This is a genomic window from Amycolatopsis sp. DG1A-15b (assembly GCF_030285645.1).
Classification (GTDB): Bacteria; Actinomycetota; Actinomycetes; order Mycobacteriales; family Pseudonocardiaceae; genus Amycolatopsis.
In genome coordinates, this window is the sequence record NZ_CP127296.1 from 9,619,895 (window position 1) to 9,641,886 (window position 21,992).

General features: G+C 71.6%; 23 protein-coding genes. 12 read left to right on the forward strand and 11 right to left on the reverse strand.

The features are described from left to right. The first annotated feature begins 16 nt into the window (after positions 1-16). Both QRY02_RS44740 and QRY02_RS44745 read left to right on the forward strand, forming a co-directional pair. A complete protein-coding gene (locus QRY02_RS44740; RefSeq protein ID WP_285988729.1) occupies positions 17-583 on the forward strand; it encodes a TetR/AcrR family transcriptional regulator in 567 nt (188 codons plus the stop codon). A 201-nt stretch (positions 584-784) separates the two neighbouring features. Continuing rightward, entirely contained in the window at positions 785-1,954 is a 1,170-nt protein-coding gene (locus tag QRY02_RS44745) for a Cmx/CmrA family chloramphenicol efflux MFS transporter (protein ID WP_502874303.1), read from the forward strand. Between the two features lie 156 nt (positions 1,955-2,110). Here the strand turns inward: QRY02_RS44745 and QRY02_RS44750 are convergent, their stop codons facing one another. Then, positions 2,111-3,253 carry an MFS transporter gene (locus QRY02_RS44750; protein WP_285988731.1) on the reverse strand — a complete coding sequence of 381 codons (1,143 nt, stop codon included), beginning with the start codon at positions 3,251-3,253 and terminating at the stop codon, positions 2,111-2,113. Between the two features lie 80 nt (positions 3,254-3,333). On the opposite strand from QRY02_RS44750, the gene QRY02_RS44755 reads away from it, so the two are divergent. Further along, positions 3,334-3,747, forward strand: coding sequence for a MarR family winged helix-turn-helix transcriptional regulator (locus tag QRY02_RS44755; protein WP_285988732.1), 414 nt, complete (start codon positions 3,334-3,336; stop codon positions 3,745-3,747). A gap of 40 nt (positions 3,748-3,787) precedes the next feature. Here QRY02_RS44755 and QRY02_RS44760 read toward each other — a convergent pair whose 3' ends face one another. The 3 genes from QRY02_RS44760 to QRY02_RS44770 form a co-directional block, all read right to left on the reverse strand. After that, the gene (locus QRY02_RS44760; RefSeq protein ID WP_285988733.1) at positions 3,788-3,997 is read right to left on the reverse strand and encodes a hypothetical protein; all 210 of its coding nucleotides are present in this window, start codon (positions 3,995-3,997) and stop codon (positions 3,788-3,790) included. A gap of 71 nt (positions 3,998-4,068) precedes the next feature. Beyond that, the gene (locus QRY02_RS44765) at positions 4,069-4,725 is read right to left on the reverse strand and encodes a response regulator (RefSeq protein WP_285988734.1); all 657 of its coding nucleotides are present in this window, start codon (positions 4,723-4,725) and stop codon (positions 4,069-4,071) included. Beyond that, positions 4,713-5,912, reverse strand: a complete 1,200-nt coding sequence (locus QRY02_RS44770) for a sensor histidine kinase (RefSeq protein ID WP_285988735.1) — start codon at positions 5,910-5,912, stop codon at positions 4,713-4,715. Before QRY02_RS44770 ends, QRY02_RS44765 begins: the two co-directional genes overlap by 13 nt. A gap of 133 nt (positions 5,913-6,045) precedes the next feature. On the opposite strand from QRY02_RS44770, the gene QRY02_RS44775 reads away from it, so the two are divergent. Next, positions 6,046-6,786 carry an ABC transporter ATP-binding protein gene (locus QRY02_RS44775; RefSeq protein ID WP_285988736.1) on the forward strand — a complete coding sequence of 247 codons (741 nt, stop codon included), beginning with the start codon at positions 6,046-6,048 and terminating at the stop codon, positions 6,784-6,786. After that, positions 6,780-9,320, forward strand: a complete 2,541-nt coding sequence (locus QRY02_RS44780) for an ABC transporter permease (RefSeq protein WP_285988737.1) — start codon at positions 6,780-6,782, stop codon at positions 9,318-9,320. Before QRY02_RS44775 ends, QRY02_RS44780 begins: the two co-directional genes overlap by 7 nt. Positions 9,321-9,348: 28 nt before the next feature. Here the strand turns inward: QRY02_RS44780 and QRY02_RS44785 are convergent, their stop codons facing one another. Then, a complete protein-coding gene (locus QRY02_RS44785) occupies positions 9,349-12,225 on the reverse strand; it encodes an AfsR/SARP family transcriptional regulator (RefSeq protein WP_285988738.1) in 2,877 nt (958 codons plus the stop codon). A 184-nt stretch (positions 12,226-12,409) separates the two neighbouring features. Between QRY02_RS44785 and QRY02_RS44790 the strand changes: the two genes are divergently transcribed. After that, a complete protein-coding gene (locus QRY02_RS44790) occupies positions 12,410-13,105 on the forward strand; it encodes a hypothetical protein (protein WP_285988739.1) in 696 nt (231 codons plus the stop codon). A 47-nt stretch (positions 13,106-13,152) separates the two neighbouring features. On the opposite strand, the gene QRY02_RS44795 is transcribed toward QRY02_RS44790, so the two are convergent. The 3 genes from QRY02_RS44795 to QRY02_RS44805 form a co-directional block, all read right to left on the reverse strand. Beyond that, positions 13,153-13,374, reverse strand: coding sequence for a DUF397 domain-containing protein (locus QRY02_RS44795; protein WP_285988740.1), 222 nt, complete (start codon positions 13,372-13,374; stop codon positions 13,153-13,155). A 193-nt stretch (positions 13,375-13,567) separates the two neighbouring features. Then, positions 13,568-13,786, reverse strand: a complete 219-nt coding sequence (locus QRY02_RS44800; protein WP_285988741.1) for a DUF397 domain-containing protein — start codon at positions 13,784-13,786, stop codon at positions 13,568-13,570. After that, on the reverse strand, positions 13,783-14,649 hold the full coding sequence (locus QRY02_RS44805; RefSeq protein ID WP_285988742.1) for a Scr1 family TA system antitoxin-like transcriptional regulator: 867 nt from the start codon (positions 14,647-14,649) through the stop codon (positions 13,783-13,785). Before QRY02_RS44805 ends, QRY02_RS44800 begins: the two co-directional genes overlap by 4 nt. Positions 14,650-15,018: 369 nt before the next feature. Between QRY02_RS44805 and QRY02_RS44810 the strand changes: the two genes are divergently transcribed. The 3 genes from QRY02_RS44810 to QRY02_RS44820 all read left to right on the forward strand — a co-directional run bounded on the left by QRY02_RS44810 (position 15,019) and on the right by QRY02_RS44820 (position 17,125). After that, positions 15,019-15,666: a hypothetical protein gene (locus QRY02_RS44810; RefSeq protein WP_285988743.1), complete on the forward strand. Its 648-nt coding sequence runs from the start codon at positions 15,019-15,021 to the stop codon at positions 15,664-15,666. Positions 15,667-15,794: 128 nt separating this feature from the next. Beyond that, entirely contained in the window at positions 15,795-16,460 is a 666-nt protein-coding gene (gene xynA / locus QRY02_RS44815) for an endo-1,4-beta-xylanase XynA (protein WP_285988744.1), read from the forward strand. 2 nt (positions 16,461-16,462) lie between these two features. Beyond that, the gene (locus QRY02_RS44820; protein WP_285988745.1) at positions 16,463-17,125 is read left to right on the forward strand and encodes a polysaccharide deacetylase family protein; all 663 of its coding nucleotides are present in this window, start codon (positions 16,463-16,465) and stop codon (positions 17,123-17,125) included. 353 nt (positions 17,126-17,478) lie between these two features. Here QRY02_RS44820 and QRY02_RS44825 read toward each other — a convergent pair whose 3' ends face one another. Further along, the gene (locus QRY02_RS44825) at positions 17,479-18,084 is read right to left on the reverse strand and encodes a GNAT family N-acetyltransferase (RefSeq protein WP_285988746.1); all 606 of its coding nucleotides are present in this window, start codon (positions 18,082-18,084) and stop codon (positions 17,479-17,481) included. A gap of 22 nt (positions 18,085-18,106) precedes the next feature. Beyond that, complete coding sequence (locus tag QRY02_RS44830; protein ID WP_285988747.1) at positions 18,107-18,676, reverse strand: hypothetical protein; 570 nt, start codon at positions 18,674-18,676, stop codon at positions 18,107-18,109. A 578-nt stretch (positions 18,677-19,254) separates the two neighbouring features. Between QRY02_RS44830 and QRY02_RS44835 the strand changes: the two genes are divergently transcribed. The 3 genes from QRY02_RS44835 to QRY02_RS44845 all read left to right on the forward strand — a co-directional run bounded on the left by QRY02_RS44835 (position 19,255) and on the right by QRY02_RS44845 (position 20,105). Then, positions 19,255-19,401, forward strand: coding sequence for a hypothetical protein (locus QRY02_RS44835; protein ID WP_285988748.1), 147 nt, complete (start codon positions 19,255-19,257; stop codon positions 19,399-19,401). Between the two features lie 68 nt (positions 19,402-19,469). Continuing rightward, positions 19,470-19,961, forward strand: coding sequence for a carboxymuconolactone decarboxylase family protein (locus QRY02_RS44840; protein WP_285988749.1), 492 nt, complete (start codon positions 19,470-19,472; stop codon positions 19,959-19,961). Positions 19,962-19,979: 18 nt separating this feature from the next. Then, a complete protein-coding gene (locus QRY02_RS44845; protein ID WP_285988750.1) occupies positions 19,980-20,105 on the forward strand; it encodes a hypothetical protein in 126 nt (41 codons plus the stop codon). Positions 20,106-20,175: 70 nt separating this feature from the next. Here the strand turns inward: QRY02_RS44845 and QRY02_RS44850 are convergent, their stop codons facing one another. Further along, positions 20,176-21,987 (reverse strand): glycoside hydrolase family 15 protein, encoded by a 1,812-nt coding sequence (locus QRY02_RS44850; RefSeq protein WP_285988751.1) that lies wholly within the window; start codon positions 21,985-21,987, stop codon positions 20,176-20,178. Positions 21,988-21,992 lie beyond the last annotated feature (5 nt).

Below are 21,992 nucleotides of genomic sequence, written 5' to 3' on the forward strand. Positions count from 1 at the left end.
CACATAGGGTGGCGAAATGAGTGTCAGGGACAAGGTCGTGCGGGCGGCGGTGCGGCTGTTCGCCGAGAAGGGCTTCGAGGCGACGTCGGTCCGCGAGATCGTCGAGGAAGCCGGCGTCACCAAGGGCGGGCTGTACCACTACTTCGAGTCCAAGGACGACCTGCTCTTCGAGATCTACGCCGCGATGCTGCGGATGCAGACCCGGCGGATGGTGACGATCGCCGAGTCGGACCTGCCGCTGCCGGAGCGGCTGCACGCGATCATCGCCGACGTCGTGGTCACGAGCATCGCCGACCTCGACGCGGCGACCGTGTTCTTCCAGTCGTTCCCGCTGCTGGAGAAGTCCAAGCAGGTCCAGGTGCGCGCGGAGCGGCGGACCTACCACGAGCGGGTCCGCGACCTGGTCGCCGAAGGCCAGCAGGCGGGCGTCTTCCGCGACGACGTCCCGGCCGACCTGGTGATCAACTACCACTTCGGCGCCATCCACCGGCTGGGCATGTGGTACCACGCCGAGGGCGAGCTGTCGGGGGAGCAGGTGGGGAAGCACTTCGCGGACCTGATGCTGCGCAGCCTGCGTCCTTAGTGGACTCGCGGCTCGTGGCGGGCCCGGCCGGCGGAAACCGCTCGCCGAGCCGCCACCGCGGCCGGTACGGTCGGGGTGTGTCGAGTCCCGAAGCGTCCAGGGCAGGGCTGCCGGTCTTCCCGGCAGCCCGGTGACTTCCCGCATCCCGGAGTTCCCGGGTTCCCGGGGTGACCACGAAATCGTCCATCGATCTCGTGCTCCCTGGAGTTTCGTGTGCCCCTGTACTTACTCGCCCTGGCCGTGTTCGCCATGGGCACGTCCGAATTCATGCTCGCCGGGCTGGTGCCCGGCATCGCCGCCGCGCTCGGGATTTCCCTGGCGCAGGCGGGCTCCCTGACCGCCGCCTTCGCCGCCGGCATGGTCGCCGGCGCGCCGCCGATGGCCGCGCTCGCACGGTCCTGCCGGCGGCGCACCGCGCTGCTGGGCTTCTTGGCGCTCTTCGCGGTGACCCACGTGGCCGGCGGGCTGACGACGTCGTTCGCCGTCCTGCTCGGGACGCGGGTGCTGGCCGCGGTGGCGAACGCGGGGTTCCTCGCGGTCGCGCTGACCGCCGCCACCACGCTCGTGCCGCCCGGTCGCGAAGGCCGGGCACTGGCCGTCCTGCTGGGCGGCACGACGATGGCGTGCGTCGCCGGAGTGCCGGGTGGCGCATTGCTCGACGCGGCTTTCGGCTGGCGGTCGGCGTTCTGGGCGGTCGCCCTGCTCTGCCTGCCCGCCTTCGCCGGGGTGTGGCGGATCGCCGACACCCCGGCCGGGGCGAAGCCGTCGGGACTGCGCGACGAGCTGGCCGCGCTGCGCCCCCTCGCCGGGGTGTTCCTGCTCGCCGCGCTCGTCAACGCGGCCACATTCGGCGTCTTCACCTACCTGGCACCACTGGCCGCCGGCGTCGCACCGGTGCCGCTGGTGCTGGCGGCTTTCGGTGCGGGCTGCTTCGCCGGGGTCACCGCGGCGGGCCGGCTCGCGGACCGGTGGCCCGGCCGGATCATCGCGTTCGGTGGCCCGCTGCTGCTCGCCGGCTGGATCGCGGCGGCACTGATGGCGCACCTCCCGGCGGCGCTACCCGGCCTCGCGTTCGTCCAGGGCGCGTTGTCGTTCGCGGTGGGCAGCACGGTGATCACGCGAATCCTGCACGGGGCAACGGGCGCACCGACGATGGCGGGCGCCTTCGCGACGGCGGCCCTCAACGGCGGCGCCACGGCCGGTCCGGTGCTCGCGGGGGCGCTGCTGGGAGCGGTGAGCCCGTTCTGGGTCGCCGCCGGGCTGGTCGCGGTGGCGATGGTGCTCGCGTCGGTGGTGCGCAGGAAGTTGACGCGGGTGCCTGAGGGGCCTGGTGCTGTGGGCGCCGGGCAAGTCCCGGGCCTGCCGGAGTGAGTCGCGGGGGCCGGTCCGGCGGCGGCAGGTTCCGCTGCGGCGCGGCCTTCGCCCGGACAGGTCTCGCCGCGGCCGGTTCGGCCGCGGCGAGGTCTCAGTGCCGGGCGAGGAGCCCCATCACGGCGTGCCCGCTCGGCTTGGTGCTGCCCAAGGCATTCACACGGACACTCGCCGGTCCTGTCGTAGCGAGTACAGCGCAATCCCCAACCCGCCCAGGGTGAGTGCGGCAGCGACCAGGTAGATCGGCCGCGGGCCCCCGGTGTCGATCACCTCGCCGCCCAGCCATCCGGCAAATGCCGCCGCCAGCTGGTAGCCCGATGCGTTGACCGCCACCGCCAGCGTGGGGGCCGCGCCCGCCGCCGTGATCACCCGGGTCTGCATGCCCGGCACGATCGCAAAGGCGAGCGCGCCCAGCACCACCGTCGACACCACCGTCGCGAGCTGGTTGCCGGCGGCCAGCCAGGCCAGGGCCAGCACGCCGGCCAGCACTGCGAACAGGCCGGCCAGCGACGGCAGCAGCGCCCGGTCCGCCAGGCGGGCGCCGACGGTGTTGCCGAGGACCGCGCCGGCGCCGTAGCCGAGGAGGAGCACCGGGACGGCTCCGGCGGGGAAGCCGCCGACCTCGGTCAGCAGCGGGGCGAGGTACGTGAAGACCGTCAGGACTCCTACGTTGCCGGCCGCGGTCAGCGCGATCGCCAGCTGGACCCGGCGGTCGGCGAAGACGCGCAGCTCACCGGTCACCGGGCCGGTCGTCGATGACGGCCGGTCCGGGACGAACCGCAGCACCGCCAGCAGCGCCAGCGCAGCGGCGGCCGAAACCGACCAGAACGTCGCCCGCCAGCCGAGGTGCTGCCCGACGACCGTGCCCAGCGGCGCGCCGAGGACGATGCCGAGGTTCAAGCCCAGCGCCACCTTCGCCACGGCGGACGCCTGCCTGCCCGGGCGGGCCTCCGCCGCCGCCGTGGCGATCGCGACGGCGAAGAAGGTGGCCACGACCAGGCCGGCGAGCACCCGCGAAACCAGCAGGAGCGGATAGCCCGGGGCCACGGCGGAGGCCGCGTTCGCCAGCACGGCCGCGGTGACCAGCCCGATGATCAGCGGTTTCCGCGAGACCCGCGCGGTCAGCAGCGTGACGATCGGGCCGCCGGCGATCATGCCGATCGCGTAGGCGGTGGTCAGCAGACCGGCGGCCGAAAGCGGGATCGCCAGCCCGCCGGCGACGTCCGGAAGGATGCCCGACACCACGAATTCGCCGGTCGTGAGGCTGAACACGACGAGCATGAGGGAAAAGACGGCCACGGAACCCCCAGTTGGTTCGAGTTGTAATGATTCGAGCTAGAACTATCACAGTTCGAACCATGGGGTCTAGAGTTGCGGGCATGCCGAGCGAGGAGATCGACCGCGACGTCTGCAAGCTGGTCCACGGCCTCGCGCGCACCCTCGACAGCCACGTCCGCCGGGTCGCGGACGCCATGGCGCTCACCCCGAGCCAGGTGGTGGCGCTGCGCGAGCTGTCGGAGCCGATCACCGCGCGCGAGCTGGCCGCGCGCATGGCGTGCGAGGCCTCGAACGCGACGTTCGTGCTCGACCGCCTCGAGGAACGCGGGCTGCTCAACCGGCACCCGCACCCGACGGACCGGCGGGCCAAGCAGATCGTCCTCACCCCGGAAGGCGACCGGCGCCGGGCCGAAGCGTTGAAGCTGCTGGGCGACAGCTCACCGCTGGGATCGCTGCGCGCGGATCAACAGGAGGCGCTGCGGGATCTGTTGCGTGCCTTGGCTTCCGAGGACTGAAGGGGACGCCGCCTGCTGCGTCGAGAAGGCTCGTCGACGATCAGGAAGAGTGGCGCTCCGCCCGGCGGCGCCGGACGTAGTGGGTGACCAGCAGCGCGATCGCCCCGATCGCGATGCCGCCGGCGATCGTCCGCACCGGCAAACCGAGGCCCGCCAACGGACCTGCCGCGTTGACCGCGGAACTGATCACCAGAACCAGCCACAGGAGAACCGGGCTCGGAGTACGCGTGGAAACGTTGTCGTTGTTCATGCCGGCAACGCTAGGGATTCGCGACGACGGCGAGAATGCCGTCCGCACCCGGATGCGGGGTGGTGCCTGCGCTACCCCGCATCCCGGCCGAGGTAGGCCAGCACCGCCAGGACCCGGCGGTGCCCAGCGCCTTCGTCGGACGGCAGGCCGAGCTTCGCGAAGATGTTCCGGATGTGCTTGAGCACCGCGCCGTCGCTGACGACCAGGAGCTCGGCGATCGTGCTGTTGTTGTAGCCCTCGGCCATCAGCCCCAGCACTTCGCGCTCCCGGGCGGTCAACGCGTCCAGGGGGTCCGCCGCGCGGCGGCGGGCCATCAGCTGGCCGATCACCTCGGGGTCCATCGCGGTGCCGCCCTTCGCGACCCGTTGGAGTGCGTCGACGAACCGCTCGACCTTGCCGACGCGCTCCTTGAGCAGGTAGCCGACCCCGCCGACGCCGTCGGCGAGCAGCTCGACCGCGTAACTCGTCTCCACGTGGGCGGACAGCACCAGCACCGGCAGCCCGGGGTGGATCTCGCGGGCGCGGACGGCGGCGCGCAGGCCTTCGTCGCGGTGAGTCGGCGGCATGCGCACGTCCATCACGACCGCGTCGGGGCGCTCGCCCTCGATGAACGCCAGGAAGTCCTCGGCGTTGTCCACCGCGGCGGCCACCTCGATGCCGGCCGTCTTCAGCAGCAGGGAGAGGCCTTCGCGCAGCAACGCGTCGTCCTCGGCGATCACGACCCGCATGGCAGCTCCACTCGCAGCACGGTCGGCCCACCGGGTGGGCTGGTCAGGGTGAGGGTTCCGTCGAAGGCTTCGGCGCGGCGGCGGATGCCGGCCAGCCCGCTGCCCCGCGACTCGTCGGCGCCGCCGCGGCCGTCGTCGCGGATTTCCAGGCGCAGCAAGGACGCCGTGCCGCCGAGCGTGATGTCCACCTGGGACGCGTCGGCGTGCTTGGTCACGTTGGCCAGCACTTCGGCGACGACGAAGTACGCGGCGGCCTCGACTGCGGCCGGGCGGCCCGTCTCGTACTCGACGGTGACGGCGGCCGGCACCGGGCTGCGCTCGGCGAGCGCGCGCACCGCCCCGGCCAGGCCGCGTTCGCTCAGCAGCGGCGGGTAGATGCTGCGGACGACCGTGCGCAGCTCGGCCAGCGCGTCGGTCGCGGTGTCCTGGGCCTTGACCAGCAGATCGCGCGCGGTGGCGGGGTCGCGGTCGTACAGCTGGCCGGCGATGCCCAGTTGCAGCACCACCGCCGCGATCCGCGCCTGCGTGCCGTCGTGCAGGTCACGTTCGATGCGCCGCAGTTCGGCCCCGTGCGCCTCCAGCGCCGCCGCCCGGGTCGCGGTCAGCTCGGCGACCCGGTCCGCCAGCACGACGCCGGGGGCGGGCGCCAGCAGCTTCCGCGCGGTGCGGGCCTGCCACCGGGCGACCCGCGGCAGCTGCAGGGTGGCTGCGACCATGGCGGCGGCCACCAGCAGGTCCAGCCCGGCCCGCGGCCAGGAGTCCACCACGATCCCCAGCGAACCTTCGATCCCGCCGGGCACCAGCGGCCAGACGAAGACCGTGATCACCTGCTGGACCGCGCCGACCGGCAGGCCGAACGCCAGCGCGCCGATGATCATGCCGGTCGCGGCGTGGATCGCGAGCCACGCGAGGTCGCGCCGGGTGGCCGGGTCCTTGAGCGGGGAGCCGTCGCGGTAGGGCTCGGGGATCGGCTCGCCGAGTGCGCGCGCGGCGCGGCGGCGGTCGACCCCCACGGGCCACCGCGCCAGCCGGATCGCCGGGGCCAGCGACGGGATCCCGATGCCGAACGGGCACAGCAGCAGGACGGCGAACAGCCCGGCGATGGCGAACAGCGAGAGCAGCGAGGTGCCGGCGCCGACCACCAGGTAGCGAACCGCCGACCAGCACTCGCGCAGGCGGGTCGTCACCCGGACAGTGTCCCACCCCACCACTGTGGTGGTGCTGGCGCTACCCCCGATCCACCCCTCCACGGGATCGAAGTCCCGGTGCGCGCGACCTAGTTTTCCTTGGGACGCAAAGAACAGTCTTAAGGGGACAGAGATGACCACAGCGAGCGCGTACGCGCTGGAGCTCAGCGGGGTGCGGAAGGTGTACGGCTCCGGCGACGGCGCGGTCACCGCGCTGGACGGGGTGTCGGCGGGGGTGGCGCGGGGGACGTTCACCGCCGTGATGGGCCCGTCCGGCTCGGGCAAGAGCACCTTCCTGCACTGCGCGGCCGGCCTCGACCGGCCGACGTCCGGGCGGGTGCTGCTCGGCGGCACCGAGATCGGCAGGCTCAAGGAACGCGAGCTGACGGAGCTGCGGCGCACCCGGATCGGGTTCGTCTTCCAGGCCTACAACCTGCTCTCGTCGCTGAACGTGCTGCAGAACATCACGCTCCCGCTGCGGCTCGCCGGGCGGAAGCCGGACCCGCAGTGGCTGCGGGAGATCGTCGACGGCGTGGGGATCGCGAACCGGCTGGAGCACCGCCCGGCCGAGCTGTCCGGCGGGCAGCAGCAGCGCGTCGCGATCGCGCGGGCGCTCGTCACCCGGCCCGAGGTGGTGCTGGCCGACGAGCCGACCGGCGCCCTCGACACCCGCACCGGGCGGCAGGTGCTGGACCTGCTCCGCGCGATCGTCGAGCAGATGGGGCAGACCGTGCTGATGGTGACCCACGACCCGGTCGCGGCGTCGGCCGCGCACGGCGTGCTCTTCCTGGCCGACGGCAAGCTGGCCGGCCACCTCTCGCACCCCACCCCCGAGCGGGTGGCGGAGCGGATGACGCACCTCGGGGAGTGGTGACCGTGCTGACCCTCGCCTGGCAGACCATCCGCAGCCGGCTCGGCGGCTTCGCCGGCGCCTTCATCGCGATCCTGTGCGGCACCGCCCTGGTGGCCGCCTGCGGCGTCCTCATGGAATCCGGCCTGCGTGCCGGCGTCCCCACCCAGCGGTACGCCGCCGCGGCCGTCGTCGTGGGCGGGGCGCAGACCGTGCGCCCGCCCGGCGCCGACGCCCTGTCCACCGAGCAGGTCGGCGAGCAGCCGTCGGTCCCGGCGGCGCTGGCCGGGCGGATCGCCGCGGTGCCCGGGGTGCGCGCGGCGGTGGCGGAGCAGAGCTTCCCGGCGCAGGTCGTCACCCGCGACGGGCAGGTGCTCGCCGGCCGGGAATCGCTGGGGCACAACTGGGACGCGGCCGTGCTGGCGCCCTTCACCTTGCGCGGCGGCGACGCGCCCGCGACCGGCGGCGAGGTCGTCCTGGACGCCGACCTGGCGCGCCGGGCCGACGTCGGCATCGGCGGGCAGGTGCGGATCACCACCCGGTCCGGGACAGTGCCTTTCAAGGTGAGCGGCATCATCGACGGCGGCTCGCGCCAGTCGGCGGTGTTCTTCACCCCGGAACGGGCCGCGGAACTGGCCGGACGGCCGGGTCAGGCGCACGCGATCGGCGTCCTCGCCGAGCCCGGGGTCGAGCCGGCGGACCTCGCCGACCGGGTGCGTGCCGTCGCGGACGGCGCCGAAGTGGCCACCGGTGTCGAGCGCAGCAGCATCGAGTTCCTCGACGTCAGCCAGACGCGGCTGCTGCTGCTGGCCATCGCCGGTTCGTTCGGCGGCTTCGCGCTGCTCGTCGCGGTGTTCGTGGTGGCGAGCACGCTGGCCCTCACCATCAACCAGCGCCGCCGGGAGTTCGCGCTGCTGCGTGCGGTCGCGGCGACCCCGCGGCAGATCCGCAAGCTCATCGGCATCGAGACGACGTTGATCGCGCTCGTCGCCGGCGTGCTGGGCAGCGTGCTGGGCCTGGCGGTCGCCGGGGGGCTGCGGGACGCGTTCGCCGCGATCGGGGTGATCCCGGCCGACTTCGGGCTGGCGATCAGCCCGCTCCCGCTGCTGGCCGCGGTCCTGCTCGGCCTGGGCGCGGCCCGGCTGGCCGCCTGGGCGGCGTCGCGGCGGCCGTCGTCGATCCGGCCCGTCGAAGCGCTGGGCGAGGCCGCGGTGGAACGCCGCGAGCTCGGCCGGGGCCGCCTGCTCACCGGCTGGGGCCTGGTGCTGGCCGGCGTCGGCGGCGCGCTCGCCCCCCTGTTCCTGCGCGGTGACCTCGCCGCCGCGACGTCGTCGATGGCGACGCTGGTGATCGTCATCGGCCTGGCCGTGCTCGGGCCGCAGGTGACCGGGCTGGTGATGCGGTTCCTGGTCCCCGTGCTGACGCGGCTCTGGCGGATCAGCGGATACCTGGCGGGAGCGAACGCCCACGCCAACGCCCGGCGCGTCGCCGCGGCGGTGACCCCGCTGATGCTGGCGGTCGCGTTCGCGCTCGTGACGTTCTACGGGCCGATGGCCACCACGACCGCGGCCCAGCAGGAATCGGCGCGGTCGACGACCGCCGACTACGTGCTCACGGCACCGGGCGGGGTCTCGCCGGAGGTGGCCGCGGCGGCCGGCCGGGTGCCCGGGGTCGCGGCGGCGACACCGGTGGTCCGCACGTCCGTGATCACCGCGACACCGGTGGGCGACAGCGTGGAGGTCCAGCGGACACCCGCGCAGGGCCTGGCGGGCGACCAAGCGGGGGCGGCCCTCGAACTGGGCGTCGACGCCGGGCGGCTCACCGACCTGACCGGGGACACCGTCGCGCTCAGCGGTTCGGAAGCCGACTGGCTGGGCAAGAAGCTCGGCGACGAGGTCGAGTTCTACTTCGGCGACGGCGTCCCGGCGAAGCTGCGGCTGGTCGCCACCTACACACACGACCTGGCCTTCGGTGACTTCGTCCTGCCGGTCGCGCTGGCCCGCGAGCACATCGGCGGCCGCCTGGACGATTCGGTGCTGGTCCGGCGGCAGCCCGGCGCCGACGCGGGCGCGGTGGCTTCGGCGCTGAGTGTGTTGCCGTACCCGGGTTTGGTGCTGGCCCCGGCCGCGGTCACCACCGCTCCGGAAGGCGGGGAACGGCAGGCGCAGTTCTACCTGAACCTGGTGGCGGCCGGCGTGATCGTCGGGTACCTGGCGATTTCGGTGGCCAACACGCTGGTCCTGACGACCGCGCAGCGCGGCCGCGAGTTCGCGCTGCTGCGGCTGGTGGGCACGACCCGCCGTCAGGTGACCCGCATGATGCGGCTCGAAGCACTGGCCACGGTCGGGATCGCCGTCGTCCTCGGGACGCTGGTGGCCCTGCTCCCGTTGGTGTTGCTCAACTTCGGGCTCCGGAGCAACCCGCTGCCCGCCGGGCCGCCGTCCGTCTACTTCGGCATCATCGCCGGCGCGGTCCTGCTCGGGATGGTGGCGATCGGGGTGGCGACGTCGGTGGCGCTGCGGGCCCGGCCGATCGACGCGATCGGCCTGCGCGAGTAGGGCCGAAGCGTTCCACCGGGCGCCGAAGTCACGGGTCGAGCCGTGCCGGCCACAGTCCGAGCCTGCTGAACTGGGCGCGGACGTGGTCGTGCACGGGATCGTCGAGCTCCGCCACGAGCGCGATGGTCTGGCGGGACTCGTTCCACGCTTCGGCCTGCCGCCCCGTCGCCGCAAGGGACCGGACCAAGGCCACCAGCGCGCGGACCGCCTGGCTGTGGTCGGTCGGGGAGCGGGAAATGCCCAGCGCCTTCCGGGCGTGCAGCAGGACGTCGCCGTGTGCGCCGGCATCGCAGCCGGCCTCGCTCAACTCGACCAGCGCGGCGAGGGTCTCCTCGTGGTCCGCGGGGTGGCGGTCGTGCATGGTGACCGCCTCGGTCAGGAAGCGGACGGCGTCGTTCACCCGGCCTGTCCGCCGGCTGAGGCGGCCGAGTTCCAGTGCCACGCCGGCGTGGCGCCGATCGTCACCAAGTTCGGCGTAGAGCAGTTTCGCGTGGGAGAGGTGGCCTGATGCCTCCTCGAGCCTCTCCCGGCGGCGAAGGTGCGCACCGAGCGCACCGTGCACCGCCGCGCATTGAGCGGGTTCTTCCAGGCCCGACTGGACTTCCAGCGCCTGACGCAGGCACGATTCGGCGTAAACCCGATCACCGGAGTCCTCGGCATGACCGGCCAGCAGGAGGAGGACCTCGGTCAACGAACGGTTGTCGTGCGTGACGCGGAAGATCGTGGCCGCCAGCTGCAGCGATTCCTCGGCGCGCACCGGATCGCCAAGTGCCCGGTGGATCCGCGCCAGCGCGGTCAGGGCCTGGCCCTCGGCGTCGAGATCGGTTGCGGCGCGAGCGGCCAGCAAGACCGCTTCGGCGGACTCGCGCCATCCGACGCCGGTGAAAGCGAGGTGTGGCCGGAGCAGCCGCAGGAGCGTCGCCGCCCGGGCCAGGTCGCTGCTCGCCGCGCGGTGGATCGCCGCGGACAGCCACGCCTCCTCCGCCGCCAGGAATGTCTTCGCGGCGGCGTAGTCCGGCAAGCGACGGGCCGGTTCGGCGGAGCGCCACCGTGTCGGCGTCAAGGTTTCGGCGGCCTCCGTGACCCGGGCGATGTACCAGTCGAGCAGCCGCGCCTGTGCGCGCAGGCGGTCGGTGCGCGGATCCAGGGTCAGCGCCAGGCGTTCCCCGGCCGCCCGGGTGAGCGGGTCCATCCGGTAGCGGCCGTCTTCCCGGCTGACGAGGTACCGGGAGCCTAGCTCGGCGAGCGCGCCGCGGGTGGTCTCGTCGTCGGTCCCATCGAGGGCGCACACCGCTTCCCCGGCGATGCCCTGGTCGACATGGAGCGCGAGCGACCGGAATAGCCGGGCGGCGTGCGGCCCGAGCGCGTCACAGGACCACAGCAGCGAAGTCAGGATGGTTCCCGAAGCGAGTTCCCCGGCCAGGAGCAGTTCGGCGGGGCCCGGCAGTTCCTCGATTACGGGCAGGAGTTCGGCAAGGGTGCGGACAGCCTGCGGGGTGCCGCCGGTGAGCGCGACGACCGTCGCCGGGTCGGGACGGGCGACCGGGGATTCGCGGAGCAGCCCGGCGAGAAGCTGAGCCACCTCCGTCCCGGTGAACCGCCCGGCCTCCAGCCGGTATGCGCCGCGGCGGGTCACGAGGTCGCTGAGTCGGTGCCGGCTGGTGACGACGACAACGCACTGGGCGCTGCCAGGCAGCAGAGGCTCGACCTGCTCGGAGTCCCGCGCGTTGTCGAGGAAGAACAGCACCCGGCGGTCGTCGAGCAGGGTGCGCAGCATCGCAGTCCGGGCGCTGAGGCTCGCCGGCATCGCCGCCGCCGCGACGCCCAGAGCGTCGAGGAACTCGGCGAGGACGTCGGCCGGATCGCGCGGGGGTCCGCTGCCGTACCCGGAGAGGTCCGCGTGCAGCTGGCCGTGGGGGAACTGTTCGCGGACGCCGTGGGCCCAGTGCAGGCCCAGCTCCGTCTTGCCGACCCCGGCCGGCCCGGTGATGGCGACGATGAGCGTCGCCGGTGAGCCGCCGACGCGCGAGCGCAGGAGCAGCTCGTCCAGCCGGGCGAGATCCGCCGACCGGCCGACGAAGCCGCTGACCCGCGAGGGCAGCTGTGCGGGCGGCAAGGCGCGCAGCGCGGCCTGGGTGCGGTGAAAATCCGCCGGCGCCAGCACATCCCGTGATTGCAGCAGCCGCCGGTGCAGTTCCTGGAGTTCCCGGGCGGGCCCGGTGCCGAACGACCGGGCGGACCGATCGTAGACCTGTTTCCAGTAGGCGTCGAACTCTTCGTAGTGGCCGAGACCGTCGAGCGCGGCGAGCCGCTGCGCGATGTACTCCGTGTCGAATTCGTGCTCGACCATGGCGACGTCGAGGATCTGCAGCACCTCGCGGAAGTGGCCGCGTTCGAGCTCGACGGCGCACAACGCCTGGTATCCCGCGACGCGGTCGTAGAGGTCGAGGTCCTCGCGCGTGCGCTCCATCCAGACGGTGCTGAGGTCTTCGACCGGGAGCCCGTGCCACAGGTCCATCGCTTCGCGCAGGGCGGCCGCGGCGTCGTCGAGCCGTCCGGCCCGCCGCGTGATCCCGCTGTCGCGTACCAAGGCCTTGAACCGCGCGTAGTCGAGTTCGTCGTCCTCAAGCAGGAACAGGTAGCCGGCGCGCTGGGTGACGATTCGCGCCGAGGCACCACAGCGGCGCAGCGCGGCCCGCAGCCGGCTGATATAGGCCTGGAGGTCTTTTTTGGCGTGGGTGGGCGGGTTGTCGTCCCAGAGCGCCTCGATGACTGTGCGGAGGCTGACAACCTTGCCGTGGTTGAGCATCAGCACACCCAGCAGCGCACGCTCTTTCGCGCGCCCGAGCGCGAATTTCCGGTCGCCGAGCCGGAGCTCGACGGGCCCCAGGATCCGGAATTCCATCGGGTTTCCCCGTCCCACCCCCGGCCGGCACGGACTTCCTGAGCAGCACAGTAACCCGCGGACCAGGCCGTTTCAGTGCCGGTCAACCGGCTGTCAAGAATTTGTCCAGCAGCTGGCAACCGAAGCGTCAACCGCTGGCGTTCACGATCATCCCGACACGAGCGGCCCGGCGGGAGGAGGCCAGATGCCGTGGAGGGACTGGACCGGACGGTGGTGGCAGCGCCGGGGCGACCCGTTTCGGGGCTGCCCGGCCGAGCCGGTCACGGATCCGGTGCACCACACCATCTTGGCGCTCACCATCGATGGCTTTTCTGCGCCCGAAAGGACGACGATGCACCGGCTGGCGTTGCGGGCCGGCCTCTACCGCGTGGCCGAGCAGGCGCTGTCGGCCGGCGGAGTGGAGTGGGAGGACTGCTACCGCGCCGACCTCGGCGACGGCGTGCTGATCTTGGCGCCTGCGGGCTACCCGAAGGCGGTGTTCAGCGAGCTGGTCCCGGCCGAGCTCACGGCATCCCTGGCCGTCCACAACGCTTCCCGCAGCCGTCCGGAACGAATCCGGCTTCGCGCGGCCCTCCACGCGGGGGAGGTGAGCTATGACGTGCACGGCACGACGGGGGCGGCGATCGTGCACGCGTTCCGGCTGCTGCGATCGGGTGTACTCGAGGACGCGGTGGCGTGCGCGGGCGGGGAGTTGGCGATGATCGCGTCTGCGTGGTTCTACGACGAGATCATCCGCCACAGCCCGGCCAGCAGGCCGGACAGGTTCCGACAGGTACTGGTCCGGGAGAAGGAAACCGCGGCCCGCGGCTGGGTTCGCCTACTGGGACCGGGAGAGGGAACCCGCGACGGCCGGATGGGCGACCTCGCGCTGGGAGGATGAGGGCGCGCATCGCCGGGCGCCATCATCGGTGTGTCAGATCTTTTCTGTCAATCTTCCACCCGGTTCAGGTGATTCAGGAAGGCCTGCCATGCCACCGGTGAGAAAGTGAGGATTGGTGCGTCGGCTCGGAGGTCCTTGCTGTCCCGGACCATGGCGGCTTCGCCAGGCACCAGGAGAAGTTCGACGCAAAAAGCCCTTTTGTTGGATCGTCCTGCCTTGATCCACTCTCCGTCGGTGGATGCCGCGAAGGATTTATCGTTCTGTTGCAACTGTTTTCCCTTGTTTTCGGGCGGCTGATAGTGTGGAGTTCGCATTCGATTTGTTCGCTGCACATGGGCGTGTTCAGTACTCCTTCTACTTTTAAGTATGCGGAAATTCGCGTGACCACGATAAGAATGGATGGGTGAGTGCCAGAATGAGGGCCTTCCGGCATACCCTCATTCTCGCTTCGCAACACCTGCGTCAGGCGTCGGTCGGTGTCACCGTGTCCAGGAAGCAGGTCCAAGCGGTCGATGACAATGCGATGACCGGCGAGTCGGCCCGGCGATCCTTGCTGTCCCGCACGAAGGCGGCTCCGGAAACGAACCGGGTTTCTACGCAGCTGCCGCCGGCGTTCGAATAGCTGCTCTTGAACCACTCGCTGCGGTCGTGATCTGCGGTGGAGGTAATCTCAGTGGTCAACCCAGTTCCTTGCTGTGATGGTGGATCATTCTGAGGGTTTCTTTCTTACTCAGCGCACGCCGGTATGCGTCTTCATAAGTCGTGGTGAGGTCCCTGACCTGATTTGGGTCGTCGATGACGCCCCAGGCGGTGACCGTTTCCTGCCAGGCCACGGTGGGCAGCTGGGGGTTGTCGAAGTCGATGAGGACGACGGTGGCGCCGCCGAAGAGGCCGCAAGCGGTCGCGGTGAACGGGATCACCCGGACGTCCAGGGTGTCCGGGTGTTGCTCGATCATGCCGGCGAGGTGGCCGAGCTGGGCACGGAGCACTCGTGGCCCGCCGATCTGCTGCCGGAGTGCGGCCTCGCTGATCACGGCGGTGAACGTAAACGGGTTGCGCTCGTCGGTGAGCCGCTCCTGCCTTCGCAGCCTGACCTCCACTCGCTGGTCGACCTCAACCGGGCGCATGGTCACGTCGGGCATCATGATCGCCTCGATGTACTCGGCGGTCTGCAGCAGTCCGGGAATGAGCAGGTTTTCGTAGCTGCGCATGCTCCGGGCGCCTTGTTCCAGCCCGAAAAGACGCTGGATCTCATCGTCGAACAACGCGGGATAGCGCGTCCACCAGCCGCGTTCTTTGGCCGCCGTGCGCAAGGCGAAAAGCTCTTCTTTTTCCTCGTTGTCGAATTCGAACAGTTCGACGATACGGGCGAGGGTCTCCGTAGAAAGAATCTTGCGCTCGTTCTCGATCGCGGACCAGTAGTTGCGGGTGAAGCCGAGTGTCTCCGTGATCGTCCTGACTTCGATGCCGAGCTGCTCACGACGTCGTTTCAGGCGCAGGGCGAGTTCCCATGAGGCAACGACCGGAGACGGCGGCGTGGACACTCCGGGCTCCGCTACTGTCCGATGTGGTCGGACGCGGGCTGCGATGCAGTGCGGACCGGATCACCCATGTTCACGACCTTCTGCACGAGCAGACGCAGCTGCGGGGAACGTTCATTGGTTACGGTAACCGAACGATGGTACCAGTGTGATGCCGGTGTCATCTCCGGTTGCGTACGCTGAGGATAGACATCAGCGCACTGTCCTACACGGCGACGACGCTCGCCCGATCGGCTGATGCTCTTGGCAACGAAGGAACGCGAGATGGCCGATCCTGACGTGACGGAGCCGCGGCCCGGCGGACGGAGCCGCCGCCCGCGGCCCGGACGGGCTCCGGGGACCATCGGGGTCGCACCGTTCCGTGAGGCTGTCGTGGACTGGCAGGGCAGCGTCGGGCTGCGGACCGCCCACTGCACGTTGGTCGTCGTGGATGTCGCCGGCTTTGGCCGGTACGCCCGCACCAATCCCAACAAGCTGCGTGTGCGGCAGGGGATGTATTGCGCGCTCGAGCGGGCCTTCGGCGCGGCCGGGATTCCGTGGGCCGCCTGCCGGCACGCCGATCTCGGTGACGGCGTGCTCGTGCTCGCCTCGGCGGAGATCACCAAGACGCTGTTCGCCGACCTGCTCCTCGGTGCCCTTGCTGATGAACTCGCGGCGCACAACCGGGTTCACCCGCCTCAGGAGTGCATCCGGCTCAGGCTGGCGCTGCACGCCGGGGAAGTGTCCTATGACGAGCACGGCGTGACCGGGACGTCGATCCTGCACGCCCACCACTTGGTGGACGCGCCGGTGCTGAAGCGCGCACTGGCGGACACGTCCGCCGTGCTGGCGGTGATCGCCTCGGACTGGTTCTTCGACGAAGTGGTCCGGCACAGCGAGCGCAGCGAGGCCGGAGCGTACCGGTCCGTCGCCGTCGCGGGTGGCGAAGGGCCCGCCGGGGCATGGATCCGGCTCCTCGGTGCCCCGGCGGCCGTGCGGTCGCGTGGCCTGCTCTGGGCCCAGCGTGACCCCTACGCCTGACCCCTGCGGTCATCGCGGCGAGTGACGCGCGGCGGCCGAAACTTTCCGAAAGTTATTGCCTGACCAGCAGAACCACTCGCATGCTTTGGCCATCCTGGCTCGCTTGCCAGCCTCGACGAGGAGGAAGCATGCTCACCAAGAAACGCGGCCGCAGCAGGGTGTTCGCCGGCGGCGCCGTCCTTGCGCTGATCGCCGCATTCCTGCCCGGCACCGCCTGGGCCGACACGGTCATCACGACCAACCAGACGGGCAACAACAACGGGTACTACTACTCGTTCTGGACCGCCGGTGGCGGCTCGGTCTCCATGACGCTCGGTTCCGGCGGGAACTACCGGACCAACTGGAGCAACGTCAACAACTTCGTCGCCGGCAAGGGCTGGAGCAACGGCAGCCGGCGGAACGTGAACTACTCCGGCAGCTTCAACCCCTCGGGCAACAGCTACCTGGCGCTCTACGGCTGGACGTCCAACCCGCTCGTCGAGTACTACATCGTCGACAACTGGGGCAGCTGGCGGCCGACCGGGACGTACAAGGGCAGCGTGACCAGCGACGGCGGCACGTACGACATCTACCAGACGACCCGCTACAACGCGCCGTCCGTCGAAGGCAACAAGACGTTCAACCAGTACTGGAGCGTTCGCCAGCAGCGGCGGACCGGCGGCACCATCACCACCGGCAACCACTTCGACGCGTGGGGCCGCGCCGGCATGCGGCTGGGCAGCTTCAACTACTACATGATCCTGGCCACCGAGGGCTACCAGAGCAGCGGCAACTCCAACATCACGGTGGGCTGACCATGCGCGTGTGGAGCACCCTCCTGGCCACGGCGGCCATCGCCGTGGCGAGCACGGCCGCCGTCACGCCGGCGCAAGCCGCCGCGTGCAACGGGTACGTCGGCCTGACGTTCGACGACGGGCCGTCGAACGCCCACACCCCGGCCATTCTGAACGCGTTGCGGCAGAACGGGTTGCGGGCCACGATGTTCAACGAGGGCCAGTACGCGGCCGCGTACCCGGCGCAGGTCCGCGCGGAGGTGAGCGCGGGGATGTGGGTGGGCAACCACAGTTACACGCACCCGCACCTGACCCAGCAGAGCCAGGCACAGGTGGATTCCGAGATTTCCCGGACCCAGCAGGCGATTTCGGCCGCGGGCGGCGGTACGCCCCGGCTGTTCCGGCCGCCGTACGGGGAAACGAACGCGACGGTCCAGTCGGTCGAGGCCAGGTACGGCCTCCGCCAGATCATCTGGGACGTCGACTCGGGAGACTGGAACAACGCGAGTGTGGACGCGATCGTCGCGGCCAACGCCCGGCTCACGAACGGCCAGGTCATCCTGATGCACGAATGGCCGGCCAACACGCTGTCCGCGATCCCGCGCATCGCCCAGACGCTCGCCGGTCGCGGGCTCTGCGCCGGGATGATCTCACCGCAGACGGGGCGGGCGGTCGCCCCGGGCTGACGGTGCTGGAGGTGGCGCGGCGGTTGCACCCCGCCGCGCCACCATCCGATCCTCCACAGTGGATTGTGTGATGGCCGACCAAGGGTTGACTCGGACATTTCACCGGCCCGGTGACGGCCGGTCGGGGCCCTGCTCGGCCTGCTGCTGGGCCTGGCCGTCGCCGACGAAGGGCGGCTGGAGATCCTCGGGACGCCGGTGGGCCGGATCGCCCGGACAACGGGCAGTTGCTGCGGCGGGTGGAAGCCCGGATGGGCGACCGCCCGGACCCGGTGGTGGGGAGCTTCACCTCGGCGACGTCCGCGCCGCCGGGCCCGGTGGCGGCGTTCACACGCTGAGCCGGAATCGCGTGCGCTTCAGCGGGCCGGGCGCAGGTGTTCGGTGCGCCAGTGCCGTCCCCGGCGGGGTGTCCGCCAATGCCGTCCCCGCCAGGGGCGCACCGGGCCGCGGGAGGCCACGAAGGCCGGCTGGTGCGCGGCGAAACCCTCGGCCGTGAGGCCCATCAGCACCGGGTACCGGACCTCTCCGCGGCGCAGCTCCGTGTCCCGCGGGCGGCCCTCCTCGCGGAAGCCCAGCTCTCCGTGCAGCGCCAGCGAGGCGAAGTTGCTCCCGTTGATGCTGACCTCGCACTTGCGGTACCGCCGCAGCTCGAACATGTACGCCAGCAGGACCGTGACCGCGTCGGCCGCGTAGCCGCAGCGGCGGTACTGGGGCCCGATGCCGACGCCGTAGCTGAAGTGGCCGCTGGCCGGGTCGGCCTGGATCCAGATCGACCCGACCAGCGTCCGGTTGTGCAGTGTCTCGATCGCGAAGTGGAAGTCGTCACCCGCCGGGCCGCGGTGCGTTGCCCAGTGGCGGTAACCGCCGATCTGCCGGTCCGAATCACGGTCGAACCCGATCAGGGTGCGGTGATCCGCCGGGCGGACCTCCCGCAACCGCACCTTCCACCCCGCCCAGCTCATCGGCAGTGATGGTACAGCCCGATCACCAGTAGCACTGCGTGGTCATGTCGTCGAGCCGGACGAACCTGGACGAGCCGTTCGCCCCGATGATCGCCTTGACGAACACCGGGTTGACGCCGTTGAGGTTCCACCGGGCCGTGTTGACCGCCTGGTACGCGCCGCTGCCGTTGAGCCACGGGTAGGTGCTGGACAGCAGGTGCCCGAAGGCGTCCCAGATCTCGATGCCGACCTGCGCCCCGCCCGCCGTCTGCATGAGGAACTGCGACGCGCACTGGGCATTGCCCGGCACCGAGTTCGTGGGCACCCAGAAGCCCTCGAACGCCCAGCCGTTGGTGGCGAACAGCCAGCCGTTGTTGCGGCCGGAGCGAGCGGTCCCGGCCCCGATGTCGAACCCGGCCGACGCGGAACCCCCGGTCGCGACCAGCCACGACGACTGCGGGTTGACCTCGAACCCGTCCTGGACCTGCGACAGGGAGGCGTGGGCCACCCCGGACGTGACGGCCATCAGTGCGGCGGACAGCGCGGCGGCGACGGTGACGCCACCCAGCTTGCGCAGGAGCCGGTTCCGTCCCCCGGAAAACGTTGCGGACATGTCGATCCCTTCCTCGATTCGTAGCACCCTCGCCTCTCCGAGCACGCGGGGAGGAGCGGTGATACATCCGGGTAACGACGGAACTGCCCGGGGCGAAGGACAAGACACGATGAACCTGATGCCCCTGCCGGGCCGTGCCACCGGCGACGGCTTCCCGCACTGCCTGGCCGAGCTGATCGAGCTGTGCCGGGTCCACCTCCCCGCCCGGACGGCGGCGGCCGGCGAGAGCGAGGAGGACCAGCGCGTCGTCCTGCGTGGCGCGCTGGGCAACCGGTACTCCGGCTACCCCGACCTCCCGGAGCCGTTCTTCGCCGCGCTCGTGCGCGCCGCGGTCCACGACCCGAACCCCAGCTTCAACCGGCAGTTCGTCGAGCCGCTCCGCCGGGCGTTCGGAGCCCGCCGGACGCAGGAAGCGCTCCTCGAAGTCCTCGCCACCGGCACGAACCCGGAACGCGCGGGGGCGGCCCGCGCCTGGTACTGGGCCACGCTTCGAGCCGCTCGACGACCTCCAGGACCGCTGGAACCGCGCCGCCCTGCGCGAGTTCGTCGCCAACGACGACCTCGACGTCCGCCGGTGGGTGCTGCCGGGGCTCACCCTCGACCCGGCCCGCTACCCCGCCGAGCTGCACCCGCTGGTCGCCGAGGCGGTGCACCTCGCGCGGACCCACCCCGACGGCTACCTCCGGCACCGCGTCGAGCTCCAGGTGGCCGACCCGGAGGACTGACTGTCACAAGGTCCGGCCCGCCGGTGTCTTGAGGTCGTTCCCATCCCAGGACACCGGAGGACGAACCCATGGAACCCCGCATCGACCTGTTCACCACCGACACCGGCTCCCGGCTGGCGAAGCGGTTCGCCGGCCTCGGGCAGGTCATCGACCGGTCGCCGCTGCCGAAGCTCACCCGTGAACTGGTCAGCCTGCGGGCCAGCCAGATCAACGGGTGTGGCTGGTGCCTCGACATGCACGCCAAGGAAGCCGCCGCGGCCGGCGAGACGGCGGTCCGGCTCGCGCTCGTCGCCGCCTGGCGGGAGTCGACGGTCTTCAGCGAAGCCGAGCGGGCCGCCCTCGCCCTCGCCGAGGAGGGCACCCGGCTCGCCGACGCCGCCGAAGGCGTGTCCGACGAGACCTGGGCCCGGGTGCGCGAGCACTACGACGACGAGCAGGTCGCCGCGCTGGTCTCGCTGGTCGCCCTGATCAACGCCGCCAACCGGCTCGCCGTGATCGTGCACCAGAAGGGCGGGTCCTACGAGGCCGGGATGTTCGCCGCCGCTGCCGAACGCGGCTGAGAATCCCGCTTCAGCAGCGTGGCGAGGACGGTGCCGAGCACGACCACCGGGGTGATCGCGATCATCGCCGACAAAGGTTACGTCTCCGCCGAACTGGACCGCTTCCTCACCGAGCGCGGAGTCCGGCTGATCCGGCCGTCCTGACTCGAACCGCGCCACCGGCCGACCCGTCCCCCGATCCCTGACCGCCTACGACCACTGACCGAGTTACGCCTCAATCGTCCAGGGGGCGCTGGTGCTCGCCCGGAGCGTTCGTGCCGGTTTCCGAACCCGAAAGCTGCCTGGCCGTGTTGACCAGCCCGACCATGCTGAACGCCTGCGGGGTGTTTCCCACCTGCCGCCCCGAGGCGGTGTCGTACTCCTCCGACAGCAGCCCCACGTCGTTGCGGAGCCCCAGCAGTTGCTCGAACAGCCCGCGGGCCTCGCTCGTGCGGCCGGTCGCGTGGAGGGCGTCGGCGAGCCAGAAGCTGCACGCCAGGAAACTGCCCTCGCCGCCGGGCAGTCCGTCGACGCCGCCGTCCGCGTCGGGGTCGTAGCGCCGGACGAAACCGCCGTGGGCGAGCTCGGCGCGGACCGCGTCCACCGTTCCGCGGACCCGGGCGTCCCCGGCCGGCAGGAAACCGACGCGGGGGATGAGCAGCAGGGCCGCGTCCAGGCCGCGCGAGCCGTAGAACTGGGTGAACGTGTTGCGGTCGGCGTCGTAACCGTGGGCGCAGACGTCCTGGTGGATCTTCTCGCGCAGGGCCCGCCAGTCCTCGACCGGGCCGTCGAGGCCGTGGGCCGCCACCGTGTGCACCGCGCGGTCGACGCCGGCCCAGGCCATCACCTTGGAGTGGACGAAGTGCCGGCGCGGCCCGCGGACCTCCCACAGGCTGTTGTCCGGCTGGTCCCAGTGGCCTTCGAGGAAGTCGAGCAGCCCGCGCTGCAGGTCCCAGGCCGGGTGGGACGTCGGGAGCCCGGCTTCGCGGACGAGGTGGAGCCCGTCGAGGACCTCGCCCCAGACGTCGAGCTGGAACTGGTCCGCTGCGGCGTTGCCGACCCGGACCGGGGCGGCGCCTTCGTAGCCCGACAGCCAGTCCAGCGTCGACTCCGGCAGCCGGCGGGTGCCGTCGAGGCCGTACATGATCTGCAGGTCGGCGGGGTCCCCGGCGACCGCGCGCACGAGCCATTCCCGCCACGCGCGGGCTTCGTCGTGGTAGCCGGTGCCGATCAGGGCCTGCAGGGTGAAGGTCGCGTCGCGCAGCCAGCAGTAGCGGTAGTCCCAGTTGCGCGACCCGCCGAGCTGTTCCGGCAGCGACGTCGTCGCGGCGGCGAGGATGCCGCCGGTCGGGGCGTAGGTGAGGGCCTTGAGCGTGATCAGCGCGCGCCGGACCGCGTCCGGCCACGGCCCCTCGTACCGGCAGCGGCCGATCCACTCCGCCCAGAAGCGTTCCGTGTCGGCGAGCGCGGCTTCGGCGTCGGCGAACCGCGGGCGCGGCCGGTAGGAGGCGTGGTGGGTGAGGACGAACGGGACGCGCTCCCCGGCGGCCACGGTGAACTCGGCGTGCGTGGCCAGGTCCTCGCCGTGCAGCGGCACGGGGGTGCGGACCCGGATCGCGTCGGGCCCGGCGACCGCGACGAACTCGCCGTCCTCGTTGCGCACCCAGGGGGTGACGGCGCCGTAGTCGAGCCGCAGCCGCAGCAGCATGCGCATCGGTACCCGGCCGGACACGCCTTCGACGGTGCGGACGAGGTCCGCGGCTTCCCCGCGCGGCGGCATGAAGTCCAGGACGCGGACCGTGCCGTCGGGGGTGTCCCACTCGGTCGCCATGATCAGCGAGTCGCCGCGGTACGAACGCCGGGTCGCGGGACCGCCGCCGGCCGGGGCGAGCCGCCAGGTGCCGGCGTGCTCGTCGTGCAGGAGCGCGGCGAAACAGGCCGGGGAGTCGAAGCGGGGCAGGCACAGCCAGTCGATCGCGCCGTCGCGCGAGAGCAGCGCCGCCGTGTGCAGGTCGCCCAGCAGGGCGTAGTCCTCGATCGGGGCCACGGCGA

Excerpts from the sequence above, each read along its gene's own strand:
- QRY02_RS44760 (WP_285988733.1), bottom strand. The coding sequence starts at position 3,997 with ATGAACAACGACAACGTTTCCACGCGTACTCCGAGCCCGGTTCTCCTG.
- QRY02_RS44840 (WP_285988749.1), top strand. The coding sequence starts at position 19,470 with ATGGAACCCCGCATCGACCTGTTCACCACCGACACCGGCTCCCGGCTG.
- xynA (WP_285988744.1), top strand. The coding sequence starts at position 15,795 with ATGCTCACCAAGAAACGCGGCCGCAGCAGGGTGTTCGCCGGCGGCGCC.
- QRY02_RS44740 (WP_285988729.1), top strand. The coding sequence starts at position 17 with ATGAGTGTCAGGGACAAGGTCGTGCGGGCGGCGGTGCGGCTGTTCGCC.
- QRY02_RS44755 (WP_285988732.1), top strand. The coding sequence starts at position 3,334 with ATGCCGAGCGAGGAGATCGACCGCGACGTCTGCAAGCTGGTCCACGGC.
- QRY02_RS44765 (WP_285988734.1), bottom strand. The coding sequence starts at position 4,725 with ATGCGGGTCGTGATCGCCGAGGACGACGCGTTGCTGCGCGAAGGCCTC.
- QRY02_RS44785 (WP_285988738.1), bottom strand. The coding sequence starts at position 12,225 with ATGGAATTCCGGATCCTGGGGCCCGTCGAGCTCCGGCTCGGCGACCGG.
- QRY02_RS44830 (WP_285988747.1), bottom strand. The coding sequence starts at position 18,676 with ATGTCCGCAACGTTTTCCGGGGGACGGAACCGGCTCCTGCGCAAGCTG.
- QRY02_RS44775 (WP_285988736.1), top strand. The coding sequence starts at position 6,046 with ATGACCACAGCGAGCGCGTACGCGCTGGAGCTCAGCGGGGTGCGGAAG.
- QRY02_RS44825 (WP_285988746.1), bottom strand. The coding sequence starts at position 18,084 with ATGAGCTGGGCGGGGTGGAAGGTGCGGTTGCGGGAGGTCCGCCCGGCG.
- QRY02_RS44790 (WP_285988739.1), top strand. The coding sequence starts at position 12,410 with ATGCCGTGGAGGGACTGGACCGGACGGTGGTGGCAGCGCCGGGGCGAC.
- QRY02_RS44820 (WP_285988745.1), top strand. The coding sequence starts at position 16,463 with ATGCGCGTGTGGAGCACCCTCCTGGCCACGGCGGCCATCGCCGTGGCG.